Below are 23,720 nucleotides of genomic sequence, written 5' to 3' on the forward strand. Positions count from 1 at the left end.
CGAAAGGAATATCACTGGCTTTTGCCGCGCGCCAGCCCGATACAAATGCAGGTATTTCTTCAGGGTATGTGCGTGTAAGCCTGTGCATCGGATCGGGTGTTTAGTTCCGGGGTGCTTGCGGCTTTCTTTTGCTTCTGCCCTCGAAAGCCTGCAAAAAAGGGGGGTGCTGCTGCGGCAACACTCCGGATTAAGTCACACAGGATCAGGGAACTGGCCATGGATCGCGCTCAGATCGTTCACGAGAATTTCCTGACCCGAGTCGCACAGCGCGATTTACCTGATGGGGCCGCCCCCAGACCGGGTCTGAGCAACCCCGATGCGGTGTCATTGTTTCGATCGCAAGTCCTCAGCCGTGCGCTGGATCGCACCAGCCGTGCGATGCAGAAGGCGGGGCAGGGCTTCTATACGATAGGCTCTTCGGGTCACGAGGGGATGGCAGCCGTCGCCCATGCACTGCGCCCGACCGACATTGCCTTTCTGCATTATCGCGACGCGGCGTTTCAGATTGCCCGGGCCGAACAGGTGCCGGGCCAGCAGATCGCCTGGGACATGTTGCTTAGCTTTGCATGTTCCAAGGATGACCCGACCTCGGGCGGGCGACACAAGGTGCTGGGTTCAAAGGCGCTGACGATCCCGCCGCAGACCTCGACCATTGCCAGCCACCTGCCCAAAGCGGTGGGCGCGGCCTATAGCCTGGGCGCGGCGCGGCGGCATGATCCGGAACACCGCGAGTTGCCCTTGGACGGGATTGCTGTTTGTTCTTTTGGGGATGCTTCGGCCAACCATTCGACCGCGCAGGGGGCGTTCAACACGGCCGGTTGGACCAGCGTGCAATCGACGCCGTTACCGTTGTTGTTCGTGTGCGAGGATAACGGGATCGGAATCTCGGTAAAGACACCGAAGGGCTGGATTCAATCGTCGATGGAGCATCGGCCGGGCGTCAAGTATTTCCAAGCCAATGGGTTAGACATATTCGAGACCTACGCCGTGGCCAAGGAAGCCGCCGATTACGTGCGAACCCGCCGAAAGCCCGCCTTTCTGCACCTGAAAACAGTGCGCCTCTACGGTCACGCCGGGGCGGATGTGCCGACCACCTATCTGTCGAAAGCCGAGGTCGAAGCTGATGAGGCCAACGACCCGCTGCTGCATACTGTGCGTTTGTTGGATCAAGCGGGCGCGTTGCAGCCGGATCAGGCGTTGAAGATTTACAATGACACCTGCGCCCGCACGGATCGCATCGCAGCTGAGGCCGCCACCCGCCCTCACTTGTCAGATGCCGCCGAGGTGGTGGCCAGTCTGGTTCCACCGAAACGTATCTGCAAACCCACCAACGGCCCGGATGCCGAGGCGCGCGCCAAAGCCTTTGGCGGCGATTTGCGGGCGATGAATGACCCCCAGCCCATGAGCCGCCTGATCAACTGGGCGCTGACCGATCTGATGCTGGAACACGGTGAAGTCGTCTGTATGGGTGAAGACGTGGGCCGTAAGGGAGGCGTCTATGGTGTGACGCAGAAATTGCAACAACGCTTTGGTCCGGATCGGGTGATCGACACGCTGTTGGACGAGCAATCCATACTTGGGCTGGCGATAGGAATGGGGCACAACGGCTTTATTCCGATCCCCGAAATTCAGTTCCTGGCCTACCTGCACAATGCCGAAGATCAGATCAGGGGCGAGGCCGCGACGCTGCCGTTCTTCTCGAACGGGCAGTTCACGAACCCGATGGTGCTGCGGATTGCGGGGCTGGGGTATCAGAAAGGGTTCGGCGGGCATTTCCACAACGATAACTCCCTGGCGGTGCTGCGCGACATTCCCGGCGTGATCATTGCCTGTCCGTCCTCTGGTGCAGATGCGGCACAGATGCTGCGTGAATGCGTGCGGTTGGCGCGGGAAGAGCAAAGGGTGGTGGTGTTTCTAGAGCCCATCGCGCTGTATCCGATGCGCGATTTGCACGGGGCGCAAGATGGCGGATGGATGACCACCTACCCTTCGCCGGATCAACGTATTTCGTTGGGTGAGGTTGGCGTGCATGGGGATGGCACCGATCTGGCCATCGTGACCTATGGCAACGGGCATTATCTGTCGCAACAGGCGCTGCCCAAGCTCGACGCAGCCGGGATAAAGACGCGCATCATCGACATGCGCTGGCTGGCGCCTTTGCCAGTCGAGGCCCTGCGCGAGGCCGCCAAGCCCTGCGCACATGTTCTGGTCGTAGATGAATGCCGCCGCACCGGCAGCCAGTCCGAGGCGCTGATGACATTCTTCGCCGAAGAAAACCCCGCAACGCCAACCGCACGCGTTGTGGCCGAGGATTGCTTTATCGCCACGGGTCCGGCCTATGCCGCGCCACTGCCATCCAAGGGCGGTATCGTTGCCGCCGCGCTGAAACTGGCCGGAGGCCGCCAATGACCCGCACAGCCGTCGTCATCTGCCCCGGTCGGGGCACCTATAACAAGCCCGAGCTGGGCTTTCTGCACCGCCATCACGCGCAGTGGATGGACCTGTTCCACAGCTTCGACGCCATCCGTGCCGAGACGGGGCAGGACGCCGTGACCGCCCTGGATGGTGCAGGCCGGTATACGATGTCCAAGTATTCGCGGGGCGATGTGGCCTCGCCCTTAATCTATGCGGCCTCGTTTGCCGATGCGCAGGCTTTGGCGGACGATATCGAGGTTGTCGCGGTCACCGGCAATTCGATGGGCTGGTATATTGCCCTGGCCGCTGGTGGTGCGCTGTCGCCGCAGGATGGTTTTCGTGTGGTGAACACGATGGGCACGCTGATGCAGGAACAGCTGATTGGCGGGCAGCTTGTCTATCCATACGCGGGCGACGATTGGCGGGATGCTCCGGCGCGCAAGGCCGAGTTGCTGGCGGATGTGGCGCGGATCAACGCAACCGACGGGTGTGATCTGGCGCTGTCCATCGATCTGGGTGGGATGTTGGTGCTGGCCGGGAACGAAGCGGGGTTGAAGGCGTTCGAAGCTTCTCAGCCTGTTGTACAGGAACGCTTTCCGATGCGGTTGGCGAACCACGCGGCGTTTCATACGTCCTTGCAGACTCCGGTCGCTGCGGAAGGGCGCGCGCGACTGGCACCGGATCTGTTTGCGCAGCCTGATCGCCCCTTGATCGATGGGCGCGGCAAAATCTGGTGGCCGGGCGCGACAAATACGCAGGCGCTGTGGGATTACACTCTGGGCCATCAGGTGACCGAGACCTATGACTTTACCCGCGCCATCCAGACCGCTGCGCGCGAGTTCGCCCCTGACCTGTTCATCGTCACCGGCCCGGGCGCGACCCTGGGGAGTGCCGTGGCGCAATCACTGGTTCTGGCCGATTGGAAGGGCATGTCGGACAAGGCGGCGTTTCAGGCGCGGCAACAGGTCGAGCCGTTTCTGATCGCAATGGGCCGTGATGATCAAAGGGCACTTGCAACCGGCTGAGTCCACCGCAATGATCCGCGCAAAATTCTGGAGCTTAGCGTGAGTGACCACGACCAATCCCTGTGGTTGAAAACCTGCCGCGAGCATGTGGAAGACCGCCCCCTAAGCGGTGATCTAACGGTTGATCTGGCCGTAATCGGCGGCGGCTATACTGGCTGTTCCGCAGCATTGACGGCAGCGCAGGCCGGGGCGTCGGTCTGCCTGTTGGAGGCGCAAGGCATTGGCCACGGCGGTTCAGGCCGAAACGTCGGTCTGGCGAATGCGGGGCTGTGGTTGCCGCCCGAGGATATCCGCGCGCATCTGGGCAAGCGGGCCGGGGATCGGTTGATCGATCTTTTGGCCGCGGCACCTGCGGATGTGTTTGACCTGATCGAGCGGCATGGCATCGACTGTGATCCTGTTCGCAATGGGACGTTACACTGCGCGCATTCCGCCTCGGGCCTGCAGGATTTGCAGAGGCGTCACGCCCAGTTGAGCGCCACGGGAGCCCCAGTTAAATTGCTGCCCGCCGATCAGGCCACGCAACGGACTGGCAGCGCGGCATTCCATGGCGCGCTGTTTGATCCGCGTGCGGGGACGATTCACCCATTGGGCTATGTGCGTGGTCTGGCCCGTGCCGCTGCCGAGGCCGGGGCGCGGATTGTCACCCAATGCCCGGTGCAGTCGATGAAGTACGACAATGGTCATTGGGTGCTGAAAACCCCGCATGGCTCGGTGCGGGCGAAATCGGTAATTCAGGCCACCAATGCCTATCATCAGGGTCTTCAAGATACCGCCCCGGACTATGTTCCGGTCTATTACTTCCAGTTCTTTACGGCTCCGCTGTCGGACAATCTGCGGGCCAGTATTCTGCCGGGGGCGGAGGGGGGCTGGGACACCGGGTTGGTCATGACCTCTTTCCGTATGGATGTCGAAGGGCGGCTGATCATCGGAGGCATGGGTGATCTGGGCCAGGTGGGCCGGGCAGTTCACGCGGCATGGTGCAGGCGCAAACTGGCCGAGTTGTTTCCTCAACTTGCAGATCAGCCGTTGACCGAGGGGTGGCATGGGCGCATCGCCATGACCTCGGACCACATCCCCAAGATCACGCAGATCGGTCCCAATGCCCTTTCAGCACACGGATATTCTGGACGGGGCATCGGTCCGGGTACGGTTTTTGGCCGCTTGATGGCAGAAAGCCTGCTGCAGGACGACCCGAGCCTGCTGCCTGTGCCCGCGGTTCCTGAATACCGCGAAAGCTGGACCGCCCTGCGACGTGCTTATTTCGAGACGGGCGCGACGTTGATGCATCTGATGAAGGCACGGTTCTGATCCGCGACCGCCCCGGTGATCAATTCTGCAGCGTCGTGGCGATGGTCTCGATCCGTGCGCGCAACCAGCGATGGGCCGGGTCATTGGCCGAGCGTTGATGCCAGACCATGTAAATCGAGACCGGCTCGCACTCGAACGGCAATGGCGCGCAGTCCAGTGCCGCCAATGGCCCGTGTTTCATCAGCACAGTGTCCGTCGATATCAGGTCGCTGCCCTTCACAAAGGACGGAATCGCGTGGAAATGCGGCAGGGTGACGGTTGGTGGCCGGATCTGGCTTTGGTCCACACCACGCATCACAGCGCGGGAACTGCGTCCGTCGGTAAATCGCACTTCAATATGCTCAGACTGGCAATAGGCCTGCCAACTGTCTGGCGGGTTGCGCTGATCGGCATCGTAGAAAATCATCAGCGGGCTGATCAGTACGCGTTTTTGAAAAATATCCGGCCCATCGGGCGGCAGCGGGGTCAGCATCAACTGACACCGGTCGCTGCGCAGCAGGTCGGGGTCGGGGACTCCGGACGGGATGAACCCCAGCCGCAGGCGCACGCCTTCGGCCCGAAGCGCGTGCAGCAATGGCGGAAAGATCAGGTCGCGCGGCATGTCGTTGGTGGCGATCTGGATGCTGATCTCATCGGCCAGCGGATCAAACGGACGCTCGTCAGTCAGTGCCCGCATGCCGTCCAGCACCTGTTGTACCGGCTCTTTCAGCGATAAGGCGCGCTCGGTCGGGGTCAGGCCCTGGCCCGAGCGCACGAACAACGGATCCCCCAGAACCTGCCGCAGTTTGGCCAGCGTGTGGCTGATTGCCGATTGAGTCACACCCAACCGGTCGGCAGCCTTTGAAACCGAGCTTTCCTCGAGGATCGTCAGAAAGGTTCGCAGGACTTTGCCGTCCAGATCCGTGAAATCAGTTTTGCTCATATCATATATGACTATTCATGAATGGATTTGCTGTCTACGGCGCATTAGGTGACAGTCAGTAACAGGAGGCGCGCAATGGGAATCCGCTTTTTTTCGGATAAGAACAGACCTGTCCATATGGGCCGGTATCCGCTGGAGCGGTTGGAGCGTCAGATCGAGATGCCGGATCTGTCTGTAGTGCCCCAGATGCCAAAGCTGAGATTTCGCCAACCGGACCAACCCGAAAGCATCGTCAACGCGATGGGTGAGTTTCAGGCGATGATGGACGCCATCCGCGACGGGTTCGTGAATCCGGCGAGATCAGAGATTCCGGCGGACCCGTCCGAGCGCGCCAGCCACCTTAAGGCATTTGGTTATTTCAATGATGCCTCGATGATGGGCTGCGGCCCGTTGCCGTCTGAGGCGTTGTTGTCTGAGCCACGTCGCAACCCCGATATCGACCGGTTGGCCCATGCGCTGAAGACGCGACAGACCAAGACGTTGGCTTCGGGGATCGACCTGATCATGGCGGACCTGAAGGAAAGCATGGAGGCCGCGCCCAAACCGATGGACACGCATCGCCACGCCATCGTTTTTCTGTACGAACACAATCGTGATCCAGACCCGACCGAGCCAGGGGCCGAGTGGATCATCGACGCGCAGGATCATCGCGCCTGTCTGCTGGCGACTGAGAATGCGGTGGTGATCGCCAATTACATCCGCCTGCTGGGTTATGACGCGCGGGCGCATACCGCGATGTCGTCCGAGGTTGATCTGGGCCGGCTGGCAGTGGCGGCCGGTCTAGCCACGGTTGAGGGTGGCGACATAGTGGCCCCGTGGTTGGGCAAACGGTTCGGTCTGACCGCCGTAACGACCGAGTTAGAGATCACGCATGACCAGCCTCTGATACCCATGGCGCAACAGCCGTGGTTTCACACACAGGGTCCGGCCTGGTGGTTGGGCACCGGGTTTGCCAAGAACGCCTTGAACCGCGACGTTTACGCCAAACGGCGCTATGTGGACGGCGCACATCCGTTCGAAAAGCTTAAACGCGTTGAGAGCCCTACCACTTATATCGACGAAGAAAATGTCGCCCGCGTCCCCAAGCGTGCTGACATGTTCGCCCGTGCGTTGTTTGGCGATATGGGCAAACCGCTGCAGGACGCGGCAAAGGGTGGGCATTATGTCCGCAAATCTGCCCCCAGCTTTGCGCAGCGCCGGGCGCTTGGGGCCTTCGTGCTTTTGCAGGATGGTGAAAGTGCTGAGGTGTCGCAGCCTACCGATGCCGCGCGCAATGCCGCGAATATTAAGGCCGCAAGCTATTTTCTAAGTGCCGATGCCGTTGGCCTCAGCCGGTGCCCTGAATGGAGCTGGTATTCCCACGACGCTGCTGGAGAGGAAATCAACCCCCCGCATGATCAGGCGATCAGTATGATCATCGACCAAGGGCGTGAAACCATGGAAGGGTCCAGTGGTGACGACTGGATCGCGGTCAGCCAGTCCATGCGGGCTTACTTGCGGTTTTCCCTTCTTGGCGGCGTGATTGCGCAGCAAATCCGTAACCTCGGATACAAGGCCAAAGCGCATACCGTCATGGACGGTGAAGTGCTGCAACCGCCGCTGTTGCTTCTGTCTGGTCTGGGTGAGGTCAGTCGGATCGGAGAGGTGATCCTGAACCCCTATCTGGGGCCGCGCCTGAAGTCCGGTGTGGTGACAACGGATATGCCGGTTAGCCACGACAAGCCCATCGATTTCGGTCTGCAGAGCTTTTGCGAGGCATGCAACAAATGTGCGCGTGAATGTCCTTCGGGGGCGATCACGGCCGGGCCGAAACTGATGTTCAACGGCTATGAAATCTGGAAATCCGACAGCCAGAAATGTGCCACGTACCGGATCGGCACGTCAGGTGGGGCCATGTGCGGGCGGTGCATGAAAACCTGTCCATGGAACCTTGAGGGTATTTTCCAGGAGCGCCCCTTTCGCTGGGCCGCGATCAACCTGCCACAAGCAGCACCTGTGTTGGCAAAACTGGATGATGCGGTCGGAAATGGCAGTTTGAACGACACCAAGAAATGGTGGTGGGATATCGAGTTGCAGACTGACGGCGCCTATCGTCCCACCGCTCACCCGCTGAACCGGCGTGGTCTGCAAACAGACCTGGACCTGAAATACGAAGACCAGACTTTGGCGGTATACCCCGCCTATCTGGCGCCGCACCCGTGGCCCTATCCCTTTGCGATGGATCGCGAAGCCGGGATTACCGCCTATCAAGCGATGGTCACGGCTGAGGAATACAAGGCCCGCAAAGCTGCTGGCGATATGTCGGTAATCCACCGCTACACTATTGCGGGCGACGCGCCAGTGATGCGGGTTGAGCTGACCAAAGTCGACAAGATGACGGCGGATGTGACCAAGTACGAGTTTGCGGCCATCGACGGCGCGCCCTTGCCCGACTGGACCGCAGGGGCGCATTTGGACGTGCTGGTCGCGCCGGAATTCCTGCGGCAGTATTCTATGTCTGGCGATCCGTCTGACCGGTCCTCCTATCAAATCGGAGTGCTGCGCGAGGACGACGGGCGCGGCGGTTCGGCCCTGCTGCACCGCATCTTTAACGAAGGGCGCAAGGTGTTCATCTCAAAACCGATCAACCATTTCGAATTGGATGAGACGGCCACCAAGACCTTTTTGATGGGCGGCGGGATTGGCATTACCCCCATGATCGCCTTTGCCCACCGCCTGCACGCGCTGGGCAAGCCGTTCGCGCTGCATTATTCAGCCAGAACCCGCGCCAGTGCGGGGTTTCTGGACGATCTGGCGGCGATGCCCTGGGCGGAACATGTACATTTTCATTTCTCGGACGAAGGCACCCGCGCCGACCTAGGAGCGGTTCTGTCGGGCTACCAACCGGGTTGGCACGTTTATACCTGTGGGCCGGACCGCTACATGGACAGTGTGATACAAGCGGCCGAGGCGCAGGGCTTCCCTGAGGACGCGCGGCATCTGGAGTATTTCTCGGTCCCTGAACAGCCTGAATATGAAAACCATCCGTTCACCTTACGGCTGGCAAAATCGGGTCGGGAATTGATCGTACCTGCGGAAAAGGACGCCGCACAGGTGTTGACCGAGGCGGGGATTCACGTGGACGTCAAATGCTCAGACGGCATATGTGGGGTCTGCAAATGCGGTGTGATTTCGGGAGACATTGAACATCGCGATTTCGTTCTGTCGAACCAGCAACGCGCGGATGCGATGATCCTGTGCCAAAGTCGCGCGGCGCAGCCAGACGGTGTGATCGAGATCGACCTCTGACCTCAGGTCTGGAAACGACATCGGGTAACATGAAATTTGGTCGCTCCTGCCATGGACGCGGCCATGCTGCTGCACTAACGTCCCCTCTGAACCCAGTGAATCCTGATCAACAGGTGCGAGGTATTTCATGGATTATCACAGCCCCGCCAGCTTTGCCGAAGCTTCGGCACTGGCCGCAAACGCGACGGGCATCACACGGTTTCTGGCAGGCGGCACCGATGTTCTGGTGCAACTGCGATCAGAACTTGTGACGCCCGATACGCTGATCGACATAAAGAAGATCGACGGCGTGCGCGATATCAACAGCAACGCCGACGGCAGTTGGACGCTGGGCGTCGCTGCCACTGGCGCTGAGATGAGCGAACATCTGGAACTGGGTCGCGACTGGCCCGGCGTGGTCGAGGCGATGGATCTGATCGGCTCGACCCAGGTTCAGGGGCGCGCGACGCTGACCGGCAACCTGTGCAACGGCTCTCCGGCGGCGGATTCGGTGCCTGCCATGGTTGCGGCGGGTGTCACGGTCACGGTGACCGGCCCGGATGGCGACCGTGAGGTAGCGGTCGAAGACATCCCAACCGGACCCGGTAGAACGTCGCTGGCCAAGGGCGAGTTGATCTCGGCCGTCCACATCCCCGCACGGGGCGACAATGGCGGCGACGCATACCTGCGCTTTATCCCGCGCACTGAGATGGACATTGCCGTGGTTGGCGTTGGCGTCAGCCTGCGTCTGGACGGGGACACCGTCACCGAGGCGCGCGTATCATTGGGCGCTGTCGCGCCGACCATTCTGCTGGTTGAGGACTGTGCCAAGGCCATCATCGGCAGCGCGCTGGACGACGCTTCATTGGACGCACTGGCCGCTGCGGCATCCGCCGCCTGCAACCCGATTGACGACAAACGCGGCACTATCGAATTCCGTACCGAGGTCGCCGGCGTTCTGGCCAAGCGCGCCGCGAAAATTGCCTATGCCCGCGCCAAGGGAGAGGAAGCATGAGCAAGTTCCACGTATCCACCACCGTGAATGGTGACGCGGTCGATTACCTTTGCGATCCGCGCGAAACCCTGCTGGATTGTCTGCGCGACAAGCTGAACCTGACTGGTGCGAAAGAGGGCTGCGGCACCGGCGATTGCGGCGCATGCTCGGTCACGGTTGATGGCCGTTTGGTCTGTTCCTGCCTGATGTTAGGGGTCGAGGCCGATGGCAAGCAGATCGAAACCGTCGAAGGCATCGCGGAGGGTGACGTACTGCATCCGCTGCAGAAAAAGTTCATCGAGCATGCCGCCCTGCAATGTGGTATCTGCACGCCGGGCATTTTGGTCGCGGCCAAATCGCTGCTGGAGAAGAACCCCAACCCGACCGAAGAAGAGGCCCGGTACTGGCTGGCAGGCAACCTTTGCCGCTGCACTGGGTATGACAAGATCATTCGCGCCGTGATGGAAACGGCCGAAGAACTGCGGGAGGCTTCATAATGGCACTCGACGATCGTAAAACGCAATTCACCTTCGTCGGCACGCGCCCGGATCGGCCCGATGGTCTGGACAAGGTCACTGGTCGCGCCAAGTTCGGGGCGGATGTTTCTGCGCCAGGCATGCTGCACGGCGCGATTCTGCGTTCGCCCCACGCCCACGCACGGATTGTGAAGATCGACACCTCGCAGGCCGAAGCGCACAAGGATGTCAAAGCCGTCGTCACCCGCGCGGATTTTGCCGAAGTGCCGTTCAAACCCGGCCTTGAGGGTGAATTCTGGAATGTTCTGGAAAATGTCATGGCGGGTGAAAAGGCGCTCTATGACGGGCACGCAGTCGCGGCTGTGGCGGCGACCTCGGCTTTGGCGGCGCGCGATGCGCTCAAGCTGATCGAGGTTGAATACGAGGTGCTGCCGCACGTCACCGACGTAGACAAAGCGATGGAGCAGGATGCGCCGGTCTTACGCGAAGGTGCTGCGGATTATTCCGTACCCGAGGGGATGCACCCGAACGTCGTGCGGTACCACGAAAGCGGGCACGGCGATGTAGAAGCTGGCTTTGCCGAAGCTGACTTGATTATCGAAGACAGCTTTGTCACCGAGGCAACCCATCAGGGGTACATCGAGCCGCATGCCTGTTTGGGCATGTTGGGCAACGACGGTAAGGGTGAGCTGTGGTGTACCACTCAAGGTCACTGGATCGCACAAAAGACCTGTGCCGCGCTATTGGGTATCGAAACCTCGCAACTGCGCGTGACTGCGTCCGAGATTGGTGGTGGTTTTGGCGGTAAAACCACAGTCTTCATCGAACCTGTCGCGCTGGCACTGAGCCGCAAGGCGAACCGCCCGGTTAAGCTGGTGATGACCCGGTCCGAGGTGTTCCGGGCCACTGGCCCGACATCCTCGGCGTCGATGGATATCAAGATCGGGATGAAGAAGGATGGCACCATCTCGGCAGCCCAAGGCGTGTTCCGCCTGCAGGGCGGGGCGTTTCCGGGCGCCCCGGGTGACATGACCGCCATGTGTGCCTTTGCACCCTATAACCTGACCAATGTCAGCCAGATTGGGTATGACGTGATGGCCAACCGCCCGAAACAGGCCGCTTACCGCGCGCCGGGTGCACCGATGGGGGCTTTTGCGGTTGAATCCGTTATTGACGAGCTGTGTAAGAAGCTGGGCCTCGATCCGATCGAAGTTCGTCTAAAAAACGCCGCCCATGAAGGCACCAAAGCCAGCTATGGCCCGACGTATGAGCGGATCGGTTTGGTGGAAACGCTTGAGGCCGCGAAGGCCCACCCGCATTACTCAGCCCCGCTGAAGCCGGGGCAGGGTCGTGGGATTTCCTGCGGGTTCTGGTTCAACCACGGGGGTGAAACGTCGGTTTCGCTGGCGCTGTCCGAGGATGGCTCGGCACAGTTGATGGTGGGCACGCCCGATATCGGCGGCTCACGCGCGTCAATGGCGCTGATGGCGGCCGAGGTTCTGGGCATTCCGTATGAGAATATCCGTGTGACCGTCGCCGATACTGCGACGCTGGGGTATAACGACGTTTCGCATGGTTCGCGCGTGACCTATGCAAGCGGCTTGGCAACCATCAAGGCAGCAAAACACGCGGTTGAAAAGCTGTGCGAACGCGCTGCCGCCAGCTGGGGAATTCCGGCGGATGCGGTGAAATGGGAAAACGGCTGCGCTGTACCTTCGGGTCCAAACGCAGGTGATTTCGACCCGCGCCCACTGGCCGATATCACCGCCCACATGGGTCAAACCGGCGGGCCTATCTCGGGCCATTTCGAGGCCACGCCAGAAGGCGCAGGCGTATCCTTTGGCACCCATATCGTTGATGCTGAGGTCGATCCGGAAACAGGCAAGACTGCGATTACCCGCTATACGGTCATTCAGGACGCGGGTAAGGCGATCCATCCTACCTATGTGGAAGGCCAGTATCAGGGCGGTGCCGCGCAAGGCATCGGCTGGGCACTGAACGAGGAATATATCTATGGCGAGGATGGCCGCCTGCAGAACTCGATCTTCCTGGATTACCGTATCCCTGTCGCCAGTGACTTGCCGATGATCGACACGGTGATTGTCGAAGTGCCCAACCCTGGCCATCCGTTTGGCGTGCGTGGTGTGGGTGAGACGGGCATCGTGCCACCTTTGGCCGCCATCGCAAATGCGGTGTCGCATGCGGCGGGCGTTCGGATGAAGCAACTGCCGATGTCACCGCCCCGCATTCTGGCGGCGCTAAAGGACAATGGTTGAGGTTCACCTCTGGTCCAGCCTCCGGTCACTGACCGGGGGCCAGCAGGTGGTGGAGGTTGAGGCCAAGACCACAGGCGAGTTGCTGCGAGAATTGGTGAAGATCCATCCGCAATTGCAGGCCCCGATTGATGCGGGGGTGTCCATCGCCATCGACGGGCGGGTTATCGCCAGCGGGTTAACCGAACCGATCCCCGAAGGCAGCGAAATCTATCTGATGCAACGGCTGAGGGGCGGCTAACCCTTAGGCGACCACGGTTCGCGCCCGACCATGCGGTCGGCTTCGGCGGTGATGTCGTTCATGTGCTGCTCAAGGCTTTGGCGCAGGGTTTCGATCTGTTCTTCGGACGCTTTCCGCGGCACGGTTTCAGTCCATTCCCGGCACAGAAAGACACCCTTATTCCGCCAGGGGCGCGGCATCAAAAGGCGATCCCATGTCCCCGCCTCGCGGCCATGTTCTGCCGAAAAGGTGATGCCGAACACCCGCTTGCCCGAGGTGCGCGCCCAGACCAGAGGCACAGTGGACAGTACCCGTTCGGGACCGCGCGGACCGTCCGCGGCGATGCCTATGGAAATGCCCTGCTTAATCTTGCCGATCACTTGGCGCGATATCGCAATGTTATTTGCGTTTTTGCTGGTCATGGCGATGGTATCCATGCCGAACAGTTTCTGCACTCGGCCCACCATACTACCCGCTCTTGCGGATGAGGTGATCGAACAGATCGGCCCTTTTTCCAAAGGAAAGAAATAGGGGGATTGCGCCAGCCTTTGGTGCCACAGCACCACGATCACCGGCTCACCCTGTTCGACCAACTGGTCCAGTTCGTCGTACCCGATGCGTTGCCATGTGGTGTTGCGATTGACCATCCGGATATAGCTTGCGATGCGGCGCGCAGCCCAGTTCAGAACGGCTTCGCTGTCGGCGATCTTTTTGCGGATACTCACGGATGGGGTCCCTCGTACTGACCAAACCGTGTCTTATAGAACTCAACGCCGCACGCAACTTGTTTGTCGAATGCAATTGTCGCGCGGAATCTGAAAAAGCCTCTTGAGTCCGTCGCGCGGCTGGCATATCTGAGGCGCACCTTAGGGGTATAGCTCAGTTGGTAGAGCGACGGTCTCCAAAACCGTAGGTCGCGGGTTCGAACCCTGCTGCCCCTGCCATTCCACTCAAATCGCTGTTTCAATGGATGCGCATGAGTCGTGCGATCTGCATATGGGTTGTTGTGAGAAGTGACAGCCTGCAGAAGTCTTACGCGCACTCTTGCACGCCGATGCTTATCAGATATTCACCGGACACATACAGAAACTCATCCGGGCCCACAAACCTTGCCTCGGACATGAACCAGTTTCTTATCGGGCGCGGGTAGTACGTGGCAAGCGAAGTGCTTTTCTGGTCGAATTCCTTTTCGGTCATCTTTGTCCGGTTTACACGGTACGGGCCGTGAAACCCGAAAAGCGTTTCGGAGGATACACACACATCGTCTGCCCCCAACAGCATGGTGCAGCTGGAATTACAGTAATCCCCGACAATGTGTATGCGCGCGTTGGTCCTGTTGGCGATTTCGATCTGAACCTTGCGGTCCAGAATCCGCCCGCCTGAGTCATTGCCAACCTGTATTTCTTTCGATGCCAATGGCGCGCTCATAGTCAAGAGAACTGCCAACGCTGCGGTTAGACCTCTCATCTGCTCGTCTGCTCAAGGATGTTTTTTTGTTTTGTTTTTGTTTAGCAGGAATTCGAAGAGGTAGATACACAGCGCCGAGATACAGCGGGATGGGCGGGTAAGGAGGACACACCTTGATCCGAAAAAAAAGAGTTTCCAGAGGTATAGTCCGCGTGAATCGGCCACGCCACAGTCTTGGGTTCAGCAAGCCAGGCCATTGCCGCGCTTTTCGTGGTGGTGACAATTGGCCAATCCCGGTTTCCTACAGCGACGGAATGACATAATGTCCGACCACCACGAACACACGTAAGAGGACCCATGTCGCGCTTTGATGGATATTTCCTGCGGCAATTGCTGATTCTGTTCGGCTTTTTCACCTTGGTTCTGGTCGGTGTGTTTTGGATCACCCGATCGGTTAGCCTGTTTGACCGAGTCATCAGCGGTGGCCAATCGGCCATGGTGTTTCTGGAATTCTCGGCGCTGACATTGCCAACGCTGATCCGCACGGTGATGCCGATGGCGGTGTTTGCCGCCGCTGTTTATGCCACCAACCGGCTGAGCCGCGAAAGCGAGATGACGGTGATGCTGGCCACCGGTTCCAGCCCATGGCGGCTGGCCCGTGCGGTATTCCTGTTTGGGTTGGTGGCCGGGCTGATGATGGCAGTCATCAGCGTCTTTTTGCGCCCCGCATCGGTCGAACAGCTTGAGCAGCGCCAGGCCGAGGTTGCAGGGGACGTCACCGCGCAATTGCTGAACGAGGGCGAATTCCTGCACCCGGCGCATGGCGTCACAGTCTATATCGGCAAGATTGATCTGGACGGCACGCTGTCTGAGGTCTTCGTCTCTGACCGGCGGGATGCGCTGAACCCGGTCAGTTATTCCTCGAAGACAGCCTATCTGGTCAACAATGAATCTGGGATCCACTTGGTGATGTTGGACGGGATCGCGTTGCGTTTGGATCAGGAGGGCAGAACCTTGTCATCGACGCTGTTCGAGGACGCCTCATATGACATTTCCGCGCTGACGAATTCGAACATCATGGCCGAGCGCAGTCTCGAAGCCATTCCCACCATTGAACTTTTGCGAGACCGCGCCGCCATCAGCGTCGCCGAAGGCTTTCCCATCGGAGAATTGGTCGACGAATTGCATCAGCGGTTTTCGTGGGTTGCCATTTGTATCGCCGTGGCAATGGCCGGGTATGCCACGTTGATGTTGGGTAGCTTTTCGCGATTTGGTCTGTGGCCTCAGATACTGGGTGCGTTTTCGATTCTGGTCGTGCTTGAAGGGGTGCGGGGCTTTGTTTCGCCCGTTGTAATCGAAGAACCGAAATTGTGGATGCTGTTGTATCTGCCGGCGGTCATCGGCATCGCGGTCGCCTGTCTGTTCTTGCTGGTTGCCGGGCGGCCGTTGCTGCGCAGGCGCCACAGAGATGCCTCGAGCGCGATCTCTCAGGCCTAGGCTGCGCGCAGCTCGGTCAGGCAGGTCAGGACATCGTCGCTGGTTGTGCTGTCACGGCGGGTCACCAGATGCAGCGGCAGCAGCAGGTCAATGGCCCCGGCCACAGGGGTCAGTTGACCCGCGGACAGATGATCTCGGATGACGTATTCCGGGAAATACCCGGTTCCGCCCCGCCGCAGGACATAACGCAGGGCCATCAGGCAATTGCCCAGAAACACCGTCTGCCCCGTGGCCTGCCGCACAGCCGAACGGACGTGGTCCTGATAGACCTCGCCCAGTTCCAGATTGACGAAAACTGGATCGTCCGTTTCCGGAGTTTTGACAAGCAACAGGCGTTCGGGGTTTAACTCGTGCGATTGCACGCGCGGATCGTTGGGTGTTTCGTGGGTCAATGCGGCGTCCAGAACATGGGTGGCGACCGCGTCGACCATGTTCAGATCGTGGTCATAGTTCAACGTCAGCAAAAGTTGCCCGAGGCGCTGTTCGAACTGAACGGCCAGATCGACTAGCAGCGGGTCCCAGATGCTCAGTTGCGCACCAAGACGCAGCGCGATCCGGTTCTGCGTTTGGGCTGGCAGCTCGCGCGATGCAAATGACCAAAGCGACAGCATCTGTTCGGCATATGGTCGGAACTGTTGCCCGAATTCAGTCAGGCTGGTGCCGCCTGCACCGCGGGTGAACAACGCCTTGCCGGTTTCTTCTTCGATCAGCCGGATACGGGCGCTGACGGCGGTTTGTGTCACGTTCAGTTTGCGCGCGGCGGCATGGAAGCCCCCGGTCTCGGCCACGCATAGAAAGGTCTCGATTGCTTTGAATTGCATGGCGATACTATTTTTTCATCAGACTGATAAAATCAATTCATTTTTTTCAGTAAGAGGGATGCGTTACTCTGATTTCAACAGATCAGCCAAAGGACCGCGCCATGCTGGACAAAAGCCACAAACCCACCTGGACCAGTTTCGAAGAGGCCACCAAGGCCGACTGGGACGCCGTCATGGAGTATGAAGAGGCATACAATGCCGCTTTGCCTGACCGGATTCTGGACGCGATCCGGTCGCTGGACGAAGACTGGACGCCCTATCCCGTGAACCGCTATCAGCACAGCCTGCAGGCCGCGACGCGCGCTTTTGAAGACGGCGCGGACGAGGAAATCGTGGTCGCAGCACTGATCCACGACACCGGCGATATTCTGTCACCCTATAACCATGGTGAGCTGTCAGCGGCGATGATGAAGCCCTATGTCAGTGAGAAAACTTATTGGATTCTCAAACATCACTGTGTGTTTCAGGGGTACTACTACAACCATCATCTAGGCGGCGACCGCAACGCCCGCGACAAGTATCGCGACAGCCCTTATTGGGAGGACTGCCGCTATTTCTGCCATGAATACGACCAAAAGGCGTTCGACCCGGATTACCCGACCAAACCGCTGGAGTTCTTCGAGCCCATGTTGCGTCGTGTCCTGAACAAGGGCGAGGGGCACATGGAACTGAACGAAACATCCGAGGGTTAACAGGCAGCCATCAGGCGGTAGACGATCTGCGCAGCGGTAAAGTCCCAGGCGGTATTGCCGTTGGGGGCCAGTTCGACCACGTCAAAGCCCACGCATTTGCGGCTTTTCAGGATATGTTCGACCAACCGCAGCGCTTGATAGTAGCCCAGCCCACCGGGCACCGGTGTCCCGGTGGCGGGCATGATGGCGGGATCCAGCCCGTCCACGTCAAAACTGACATAGACCAGCTCGGGGAAATCCTCGGGCAGGTCGACGGCGTGGATATTACCGGTGACCAACTCCTCGGCATCAACGTGGAAAACGTGATTTTTCAGGCGGCTTTGCACTTCTTCGGTCGAAAGGGCGCGCACGCCAAACTGGGCCAATCGGATATCTTCTTCAGCGAGCAGATGCATGACCGATGCGTGGGAGTGTTTTTCCCCCTGATAGGCATTGCGCAGGTCGGCATGGGCGTCGATCTGAACGATGCCGATTGGTTGACCTAATGCGCGCGCCACTCCGATTACGGCACCGTAGCTGAGTGAATGCTCTCCGCCCAAAGTTACCGGAACCTTGCCCGCGCGAACAGCGGCTTCGGTGCGCTGGGAAAGGCGGTTCATGATCTCAGCAAGCGAAGCATCGCAATCCACTGGTTCTTCGGTGAAGATCCCCTCGACGCATGGTTCAGCATGTCCGGTGATGCGTTCCAGCTCATTGCTGGCCTCGATAATGGCATCAGGCCCTTTGGCCGTGCCAGAGCCGTAAGAGACCGTGCGCTCCAGCGGCACCGGGATCACGCGAAAGCGGGCATCTTCAGTCCGCTCAGATGCGGTCAGTTCACTGTCGAGGAAAATGCTCATGAAAGTCTGTCCTTAAAGTCGTCATAGCCGAACCGTTTGATGATCTTCAGCTCGTCCGTTTCGCTATTCCACAGGGCAATGGTGGGCAGCGGTACGCCATTGAATGTGTTGGTCTTGACCATCGAATAGTGGGCCTGATCCAGGAAGGCAAAGCGTTGGCCAATTTCCAGTGGCTGATCCCACGTGTAATCCCCGATCACGTCACCGGCCAGACAGGAGGGGCCGCCCAGACGGTAAGTATGTCCTGCTTCGGCCTCATCCATCAGGGCGGGACGATAGGGGGCTTCGATCACGTCAGGCATGTGGCAGGTGGCCGAGATATCGGTGATCGCAAGGTTCATGCCATTGGTTGGCAGGTCGAGGATTTCGCCGACCAAGATACCTGCGTCCAGCGCCACCGCCTCACCGGGTTCGAGATAGACATCGATGCCGTATGTCTCGCGGATGTCCCGGATGAACGCCACCAGCCCGTCGCGGTCATAGTCGTCGCGCGTGATATGATGGCCGCCTCCAAAGTTCAGCCATTTGAGTTGGCCGAGGAAGGGCTTGAGTTTTGGCAGGACCGCCTGCCAAGTGCGCTGCAATGGCGCGAACCCTTGTTCGCAGAGCGTGTGCATGTGCAGGCCATCAACCCCGGTCAGTTCGTCGGTCGTCAACTGACTGATTGGGGTGCCAAGTCGAGAGCAGGGCGCACAGGGGTCATATTTTGGGATCTCGCCTTCGGAATGTTCCGGGTTGATGCGCAGACCGACCTGAACGCCAGCGTTCCGAGCTTTGGCAAGAAACCGTTCTTTTTGCGCTGGTGAGTTGAATATGATGTGATCGGACAGCGACAGAATTTCATCGACGTCCGCGTCCTTGTACCCGGCGCAGAAGGTCGCGACCTCGCCACCATATTCTTCGCGACCAAGCCGTGCTTCGAAAATGCCGGACGCGCATGTGCCGCCAAGATGTTGGCGGACAAGCGGGGCGAGCGAGAACATCGAGAATGCCTTGAGCGCGCTCAGCACATGTGCGCCAGATCGGGTTCCAATATCGGCGAGAATGGTCAGGTTCCGCTCGACGGCCTTTTCATCAACCACGAAGCAGGGGCTTGGCACGCGGCTCAGGTCAAAGCTGCGAAAGGCTCCGGCATCTCCGGCCTGTGTGGTCATCATGTCGGACATGTCCGGCACCTCCAAATTGTGGAGAGATCGGGGGCACTGCCCCCGGACCCCCGGAGTATTTTGGAAAAGACGAAGTTAGAACTCGACCGGACCGTCGAGTTCGTGGACCTGCCACGGCAGGCCGTGCTCGTTCAGCATATCCATGAAGTCATCCGGGTCGAGCTGTTCCATGTTCCACACGCCTGGTTCGGACCAGTTGCCTTTCAGCACCTGCGCCGCACCGATCATGGCGGGGACGCCGGTGGTGTAGCTGACGGCCTGACTGCCGACTTCTGCATAGCATTCTTCGTGATCGCAGATGTTGTAGATATAGTAGGTCTTCTCGCCTGAGCCGTCCTTGGCCTGACCCGTGGCGATGTCGCCGATGCAGGCTTTGCCCTTGGTTTCGGCACCCAGATCACCGGGATCGGGCAGCAGGGTTTTCAGGAACTGGATCGGGATGATTTCCTTGCCGTTATGCATGACCGGATCGATGCGTGTCATGCCGACGTTCTGCAGTACGGTCGCGTGTTTGATATAGGCGTCGCCAAACGTCATCCAGAATCGGGCGCGCTCGATCTCGGGGAAATGGGTCGAGAGCGATTCCAGTTCCTCATGGTACATCTGGTACATGTTTTTCCGCCCGATGGCAGGAAAGTCGTATTCGACTTTGTTGGTCAGCGCCGGGCTATGGTGCCATTCGCCGTTTTCCCAATGGCGCACTTCGGCCAGCACTTCACGCAGGTTTATTTCGGGGTTGAAGTTGGTGGCGAACTCCTGATCGTTCGAGCCGCCATTGGCATCCAGAACGTCGATCTGGCGGATGGTGTCCAGCTTGTGTTTCTTAAGCCATTTGGCAAAGACGCTGGTCACGCCCGGATCGAAGCCCGATCCAAGAATGGCGGTCAGCCCAGCCTCTTTGAACCGCTCCTGATAGGCCCATTGCCAGTGGTATTCGAACTTGGCCTCATCCTCGGGCTCATAGTTCGCTGTGTCGAGGTAGTGGATCCCGGCCTCAAGGCAGGCGTCCATCAGCACCAGATCCTGATAGGGCAGGGCGAGGTTCACCAGAATCTCGGCCCCTGTTTCCTTGATCAATTTGACCGTGTCTTCAACCTTGTAGGCATCCAGTTCCGCCGTGGCGATATCGACGCCCACACGCTCTTTCACCGCTTTGGCGATGGCGTCGCATTTCGATTTGGTCCGGCTGGCCAGAGTGATTTCGGTGAAGATATCCGAATTCATCGCCATCTTGTGCACGGCAGCGTGGGATACGCCGCCCGCGCCGACAACCAGTGTTTTGCCACTCAAAGTTCCCATGGGGGTAATCTCCTCTCTGGGGTTATTCGTAATAGGTGTAGCCGTTGATCGAGTCGCGATAGGCGCTCATCAGGGTTTTGCGGTCCTTGGCCATCAGAGTACCGGTCGAGATCGCTTCGTCCACCATTTTGCGGAAGGCGGCGACGCAATCATTGGGGTCGAACTCGACATAGGACAGGACCTGGCTGATGGTGTCGCCCTCTTGTTCGTGCAGCAGGTCAAAGCCACCGTCAGCGCGCAGGTCGATGGTTACCACATTGGTGTCCCCGAACAGGTTGTGCAGATCGCCCAGTGTTTCCTGATAAGCACCGACAAAGAACACGCCCATCAGGTATTCCTGATCTTCGGGCAGGGAATGCACCGGCAGGCTGGGTGAGACACCGTCGGCCAGAATGAACCGGTCGATCTTACCGTCGCTGTCGCAGGTGATGTCGGACAGGACCGCGCGGCGGTCGGGTGTCTGGTTCAGCCCCTGCAGCGGGACGATAGGGTGCAGCTGGTCAATGGCCCAGACATCGGGCAGCGACTGGAACAGCGAGAAGTTGCAGTGGTAGATATCGGCCACTTTTTCCAGTTGGTCGTCCACATCCGTTTCCAAATCATCGCTTGCTGCCAGCGCCTTGAGGCGGGCCATCAGCGATAAATAGATGCGTTCGGCGCGGGCCATCTGACGCAGGTCGACATAGCCGCGGCGGAACAACGCGCGCAGCTCGTTGCGGTAAAAATTTGCGTCGTTCCAGCATTCTTGCAAACGCTCGGTACTGAGGTACCCGTTGATCGCGGCAAGGTCTGAGACCAGATGGTGATCGTCCGCTTCGACCTCGGGGCCGTTCGGTGCGTCATACAAGGTGCTTTCCAGCACATTGAACACCAGCATCGACGACGTCGCCACCACGGCGCGCCCGCTCTCGGTCACCAGCGTTGGATGTTCGACCTCGGCCTCGTCCATCGCGTAGGCCACGGTTTCAACCACGTTGGCGCAGTATTCTTCGACCGTGTAGTTGATCGAGTTCTCGGCAGCCTTTTTCTCACCGGTATAATCCACGCCCATGCCGCCACCGAGGTCCAGATGGGTCAACGGCACGCCCTCGCGCGTCAGTTCGGTGTAGTACCGGCAGGCCTCGCCAACGGCGCGGCGCACGTCGTTGACGTCCTGCACCTGAGAGCCCAGGTGTGAATGTTGCAGCTTCAAACAATGCAGCAAACCTGCCGCTTTCAGCTTGTCCACCGTGGCGACCAGTTGGTCAGTGTTCATGCCAAAGGCAGACCGGTCGCCCGAGCTTTCTTCCCACTTGCCGCTGATCTGATTGGTCAGTTTGACCCGCACACCAATCAGGGGTTCGATGCCCAGTTCGTTATAGACCTCGATCACCGTGTCCGCCTCTTTCGGGCTTTCCAGAACGATGACCGTGTTGAAGCCGATCTTACGACTGAGGATGGCCAGTTGGATGAACTCGGCATCCTTGACGCCATTGCAGACAATCAGCGCCTCGCGGGCCAGACGGTGCGCCAGTGCGACAACCAGTTCGGGCTTGGAGCCAGCCTCGAGCCCATAGTTATACTTTTTACCGAACTCGACGATCCGGTCGACCACCTGGGCCTGCTGGTTCACCTTGATCGGGAATACGCCGCGATAGCTGCCTTTGTAGCCGACACGTGCAATCGCATCGCGAAAGCTTTCGTTGATATGCGCGATCTCGTTTTCCAGATACGAACTGATGCGCAGCAACATCGGTGCCTTAATACCGCGTTCGTCCAGATCATGCAGGATACCTGGCAGGCTGATTGCCGCCGCCTCGGGCACCAGGGGATTGCGCAGACCGATCTCGCCCTGCTCCGTCACCTCAATGAGGCCTTTGCCCCATTTCTCTACCCCGTAGATGGAATGCGGTGCGTCGGGCGTCTGTTTCAATCAGGTCAGTCCTTGCGGTTAAAGTGCCGGTTTAGCGCCCGCCAATACGGCAGCATTTTGATTCTTCCAAGTGTAATCTATGTGGGGGGATTTGCCGAGTTTATGCAGGCTTGCGAATTGGGATCAGGTGATTGTCCCAATGACAGTCCGGACGGGCTGAAATGCGGGGGGTGGATGTCAGCTCTCCGACTATCCCGGTGCCGGTGGTGAAAACGAACCCTTTGGGGCCGGAGCCAAGGCCACAGACGTCTTCCAACGGGAAATCCCCGTTCAGTTGGTCATTCGCGACGTCGAACCGGTGCAAGGCGTTGCCGCGTGGGCAGGTGATGGCAACCGTGGTTTCATCCCCGGCAAAGGCGACACTGCCCGCGTAGCCTTGCAACGTGCTTTGCGCGGCATCAGGCGCTGAAAGCAAACGCGGTGCTTCGCCCCGACGATGTAGGCCCAGCAGAGGGGGGTGATGCACCTTGTCCCCCTGCCACTGCATTGCAAATGCCACCAAACCGTCGTGCCGTACAGCCAAATGGCGGATCGAATTCTTATGCAACGCGCGTGGCAGTTCCACCTGTTCCAAAACCGTGCCGGACAAATCCAGATAGGTCAGCTGCGGCTGCATGGTTGGCAGGTTCAGCTTGGTGCGCCCTGTCTCGGGGTGGGTTTCGATGCCGCCATTGGCGATGACCAGCGTCTGACCATCGGGCATCAATCGCATGTCATGCGGACCGATCCCGCCCGAAGTGAACTCGCCTATGCGGGTGTAGCTGTCTGTGTTCCAGACGCCAATCACGCCGTCTCCGGAATCATAGTCGTTTTCAGTTGTGAACAGACGAGTGCCGTCGGGGGAAAAGACGCCATGGCCATAGAAATGGCGACCGTGTGGGGCGTTAAGTCGGGTGACTTCGGTGCCTGTGGCGCAATCGATGACCACCGCAAAGGTGCCAGGACGACGGGCAAAAGCCACGGCCTGTGCGCGGTGCGGATGGGCTGCCGCCGCGTGGCCGCGCGCAGGTAGAGGTATGGAAAACAGGATGTTTCCACCCGTATCCAGCCCAGCTAGTCGATAGCTGCCATCCGGGAACAGGGCAGCGGCGAGATAGTCGGGCGAACCAACTGCGGCCCAGCCGTGTAACGGCGAAAGGCTGGTCGCGGCCAGACCGGCCAGAAAATGACGACGGCTGGGCAAC

19 protein-coding genes and 1 tRNA gene are annotated in these 23,720 nt (G+C 59.4%); 11 read left to right on the top strand and 9 right to left on the bottom strand.

Going from position 1 to position 23,720, the window contains the following annotated elements:
- The first annotated feature begins 216 nt into the window (after positions 1–216).
- From ACR0B8_RS16075 to ACR0B8_RS16085, 3 genes are read left to right on the top strand one after another with little or no spacing between them, the layout of a single operon-like run.
- Complete coding sequence (locus ACR0B8_RS16075; RefSeq protein WP_226689640.1) at positions 217–2,409, top strand: dehydrogenase E1 component subunit alpha/beta; 2,193 nt, start codon at positions 217–219, stop codon at positions 2,407–2,409.
- Positions 2,406–3,440 (top strand): ACP S-malonyltransferase, encoded by a 1,035-nt coding sequence (locus tag ACR0B8_RS16080; RefSeq protein ID WP_226689641.1) that lies wholly within the window; start codon positions 2,406–2,408, stop codon positions 3,438–3,440. The genes ACR0B8_RS16075 and ACR0B8_RS16080 overlap by 4 nt, the downstream gene beginning before the upstream one ends.
- Before the next feature lie 39 nt (positions 3,441–3,479).
- Positions 3,480–4,751, top strand: coding sequence for an NAD(P)/FAD-dependent oxidoreductase (locus tag ACR0B8_RS16085; protein WP_226689642.1), 1,272 nt, complete (start codon positions 3,480–3,482; stop codon positions 4,749–4,751).
- Between the two features lie 19 nt (positions 4,752–4,770).
- Here the strand turns inward: ACR0B8_RS16085 and ACR0B8_RS16090 are convergent, their stop codons facing one another.
- Positions 4,771–5,673: a LysR family transcriptional regulator gene (locus tag ACR0B8_RS16090; protein WP_170362063.1), complete on the bottom strand. Its 903-nt coding sequence runs from the start codon at positions 5,671–5,673 to the stop codon at positions 4,771–4,773.
- Positions 5,674–5,748: 75 nt separating this feature from the next.
- On the opposite strand from ACR0B8_RS16090, the gene ACR0B8_RS16095 reads away from it, so the two are divergent.
- From ACR0B8_RS16095 to ACR0B8_RS16115, 5 genes are all read left to right on the top strand, one after another.
- Positions 5,749–8,961, top strand: a complete 3,213-nt coding sequence (locus ACR0B8_RS16095) for a 2Fe-2S iron-sulfur cluster-binding protein (RefSeq protein WP_226689643.1) — start codon at positions 5,749–5,751, stop codon at positions 8,959–8,961.
- A 127-nt stretch (positions 8,962–9,088) separates the two neighbouring features.
- Positions 9,089–9,955 (top strand): FAD binding domain-containing protein, encoded by an 867-nt coding sequence (locus ACR0B8_RS16100; RefSeq protein WP_170362065.1) that lies wholly within the window; start codon positions 9,089–9,091, stop codon positions 9,953–9,955.
- Positions 9,952–10,431 carry a (2Fe-2S)-binding protein gene (locus ACR0B8_RS16105; protein ID WP_170350859.1) on the top strand — a complete coding sequence of 160 codons (480 nt, stop codon included), beginning with the start codon at positions 9,952–9,954 and terminating at the stop codon, positions 10,429–10,431. The genes ACR0B8_RS16100 and ACR0B8_RS16105 overlap by 4 nt, the downstream gene beginning before the upstream one ends.
- Positions 10,431–12,686: a xanthine dehydrogenase family protein molybdopterin-binding subunit gene (locus tag ACR0B8_RS16110; protein WP_226689644.1), complete on the top strand. Its 2,256-nt coding sequence runs from the start codon at positions 10,431–10,433 to the stop codon at positions 12,684–12,686. Before ACR0B8_RS16105 ends, ACR0B8_RS16110 begins: the two co-directional genes overlap by 1 nt.
- On the top strand, positions 12,679–12,924 hold the full coding sequence (locus ACR0B8_RS16115) for a MoaD/ThiS family protein (protein ID WP_170350861.1): 246 nt from the start codon (positions 12,679–12,681) through the stop codon (positions 12,922–12,924). The genes ACR0B8_RS16110 and ACR0B8_RS16115 overlap by 8 nt, the downstream gene beginning before the upstream one ends.
- Here the strand turns inward: ACR0B8_RS16115 and ACR0B8_RS16120 are convergent.
- The gene (locus ACR0B8_RS16120; protein ID WP_170362068.1) at positions 12,921–13,628 is read right to left on the bottom strand and encodes a lysophospholipid acyltransferase family protein; all 708 of its coding nucleotides are present in this window, start codon (positions 13,626–13,628) and stop codon (positions 12,921–12,923) included. The two genes, ACR0B8_RS16115 and ACR0B8_RS16120, sit on opposite strands and share 4 nt — an antisense overlap.
- Positions 13,629–13,771: 143 nt before the next feature.
- On the opposite strand from ACR0B8_RS16120, the gene ACR0B8_RS16125 reads away from it, so the two are divergent.
- Positions 13,772–13,847, top strand: a tRNA-Trp gene (locus ACR0B8_RS16125).
- Between the two features lie 88 nt (positions 13,848–13,935).
- On the opposite strand, the gene ACR0B8_RS16130 is transcribed toward ACR0B8_RS16125, so the two are convergent.
- Positions 13,936–14,370 (bottom strand): hypothetical protein, encoded by a 435-nt coding sequence (locus tag ACR0B8_RS16130; RefSeq protein ID WP_170578183.1) that lies wholly within the window; start codon positions 14,368–14,370, stop codon positions 13,936–13,938.
- Positions 14,371–14,667: 297 nt separating this feature from the next.
- Here ACR0B8_RS16130 and lptF point away from each other — a divergent pair, with 297 nt between their 5' ends.
- Positions 14,668–15,807: an LPS export ABC transporter permease LptF gene (gene lptF / locus ACR0B8_RS16135; protein ID WP_170362070.1), complete on the top strand. Its 1,140-nt coding sequence runs from the start codon at positions 14,668–14,670 to the stop codon at positions 15,805–15,807.
- Here the strand turns inward: lptF and ACR0B8_RS16140 are convergent.
- Positions 15,804–16,628, bottom strand: a complete 825-nt coding sequence (locus ACR0B8_RS16140) for a LysR family transcriptional regulator (protein WP_170362071.1) — start codon at positions 16,626–16,628, stop codon at positions 15,804–15,806. The two genes, lptF and ACR0B8_RS16140, sit on opposite strands and share 4 nt — an antisense overlap.
- Before the next feature lie 101 nt (positions 16,629–16,729).
- On the opposite strand from ACR0B8_RS16140, the gene ACR0B8_RS16145 reads away from it, so the two are divergent.
- Positions 16,730–17,320: an HD domain-containing protein gene (locus ACR0B8_RS16145; protein ID WP_170362072.1), complete on the top strand. Its 591-nt coding sequence runs from the start codon at positions 16,730–16,732 to the stop codon at positions 17,318–17,320.
- On the opposite strand, the gene speB is transcribed toward ACR0B8_RS16145, so the two are convergent.
- The 5 genes from speB to ACR0B8_RS16170 all read right to left on the bottom strand — a co-directional run bounded on the left by speB (position 17,317) and on the right by ACR0B8_RS16170 (position 23,719).
- Positions 17,317–18,159 (bottom strand): agmatinase, encoded by an 843-nt coding sequence (gene speB / locus ACR0B8_RS16150; protein ID WP_170362073.1) that lies wholly within the window; start codon positions 18,157–18,159, stop codon positions 17,317–17,319. The genes ACR0B8_RS16145 and speB overlap by 4 nt on opposite strands.
- Positions 18,156–19,325, bottom strand: coding sequence for a carboxynorspermidine decarboxylase (nspC, locus tag ACR0B8_RS16155; protein ID WP_170362074.1), 1,170 nt, complete (start codon positions 19,323–19,325; stop codon positions 18,156–18,158). The genes speB and nspC overlap by 4 nt, the downstream gene beginning before the upstream one ends.
- Positions 19,326–19,400: 75 nt before the next feature.
- Entirely contained in the window at positions 19,401–20,624 is a 1,224-nt protein-coding gene (locus ACR0B8_RS16160; RefSeq protein WP_170362075.1) for a saccharopine dehydrogenase family protein, read from the bottom strand.
- A 22-nt stretch (positions 20,625–20,646) separates the two neighbouring features.
- Positions 20,647–22,536 carry a biosynthetic arginine decarboxylase gene (gene speA / locus ACR0B8_RS16165; protein ID WP_170362076.1) on the bottom strand — a complete coding sequence of 630 codons (1,890 nt, stop codon included), beginning with the start codon at positions 22,534–22,536 and terminating at the stop codon, positions 20,647–20,649.
- A gap of 100 nt (positions 22,537–22,636) precedes the next feature.
- The gene (locus ACR0B8_RS16170; RefSeq protein WP_480659007.1) at positions 22,637–23,719 is read right to left on the bottom strand and encodes a DUF1513 domain-containing protein; all 1,083 of its coding nucleotides are present in this window, start codon (positions 23,717–23,719) and stop codon (positions 22,637–22,639) included.
- Between the last annotated feature and the right edge of the window lies 1 nt (position 23,720).

The organism is Ruegeria sp. BH6, from assembly GCF_056538105.1.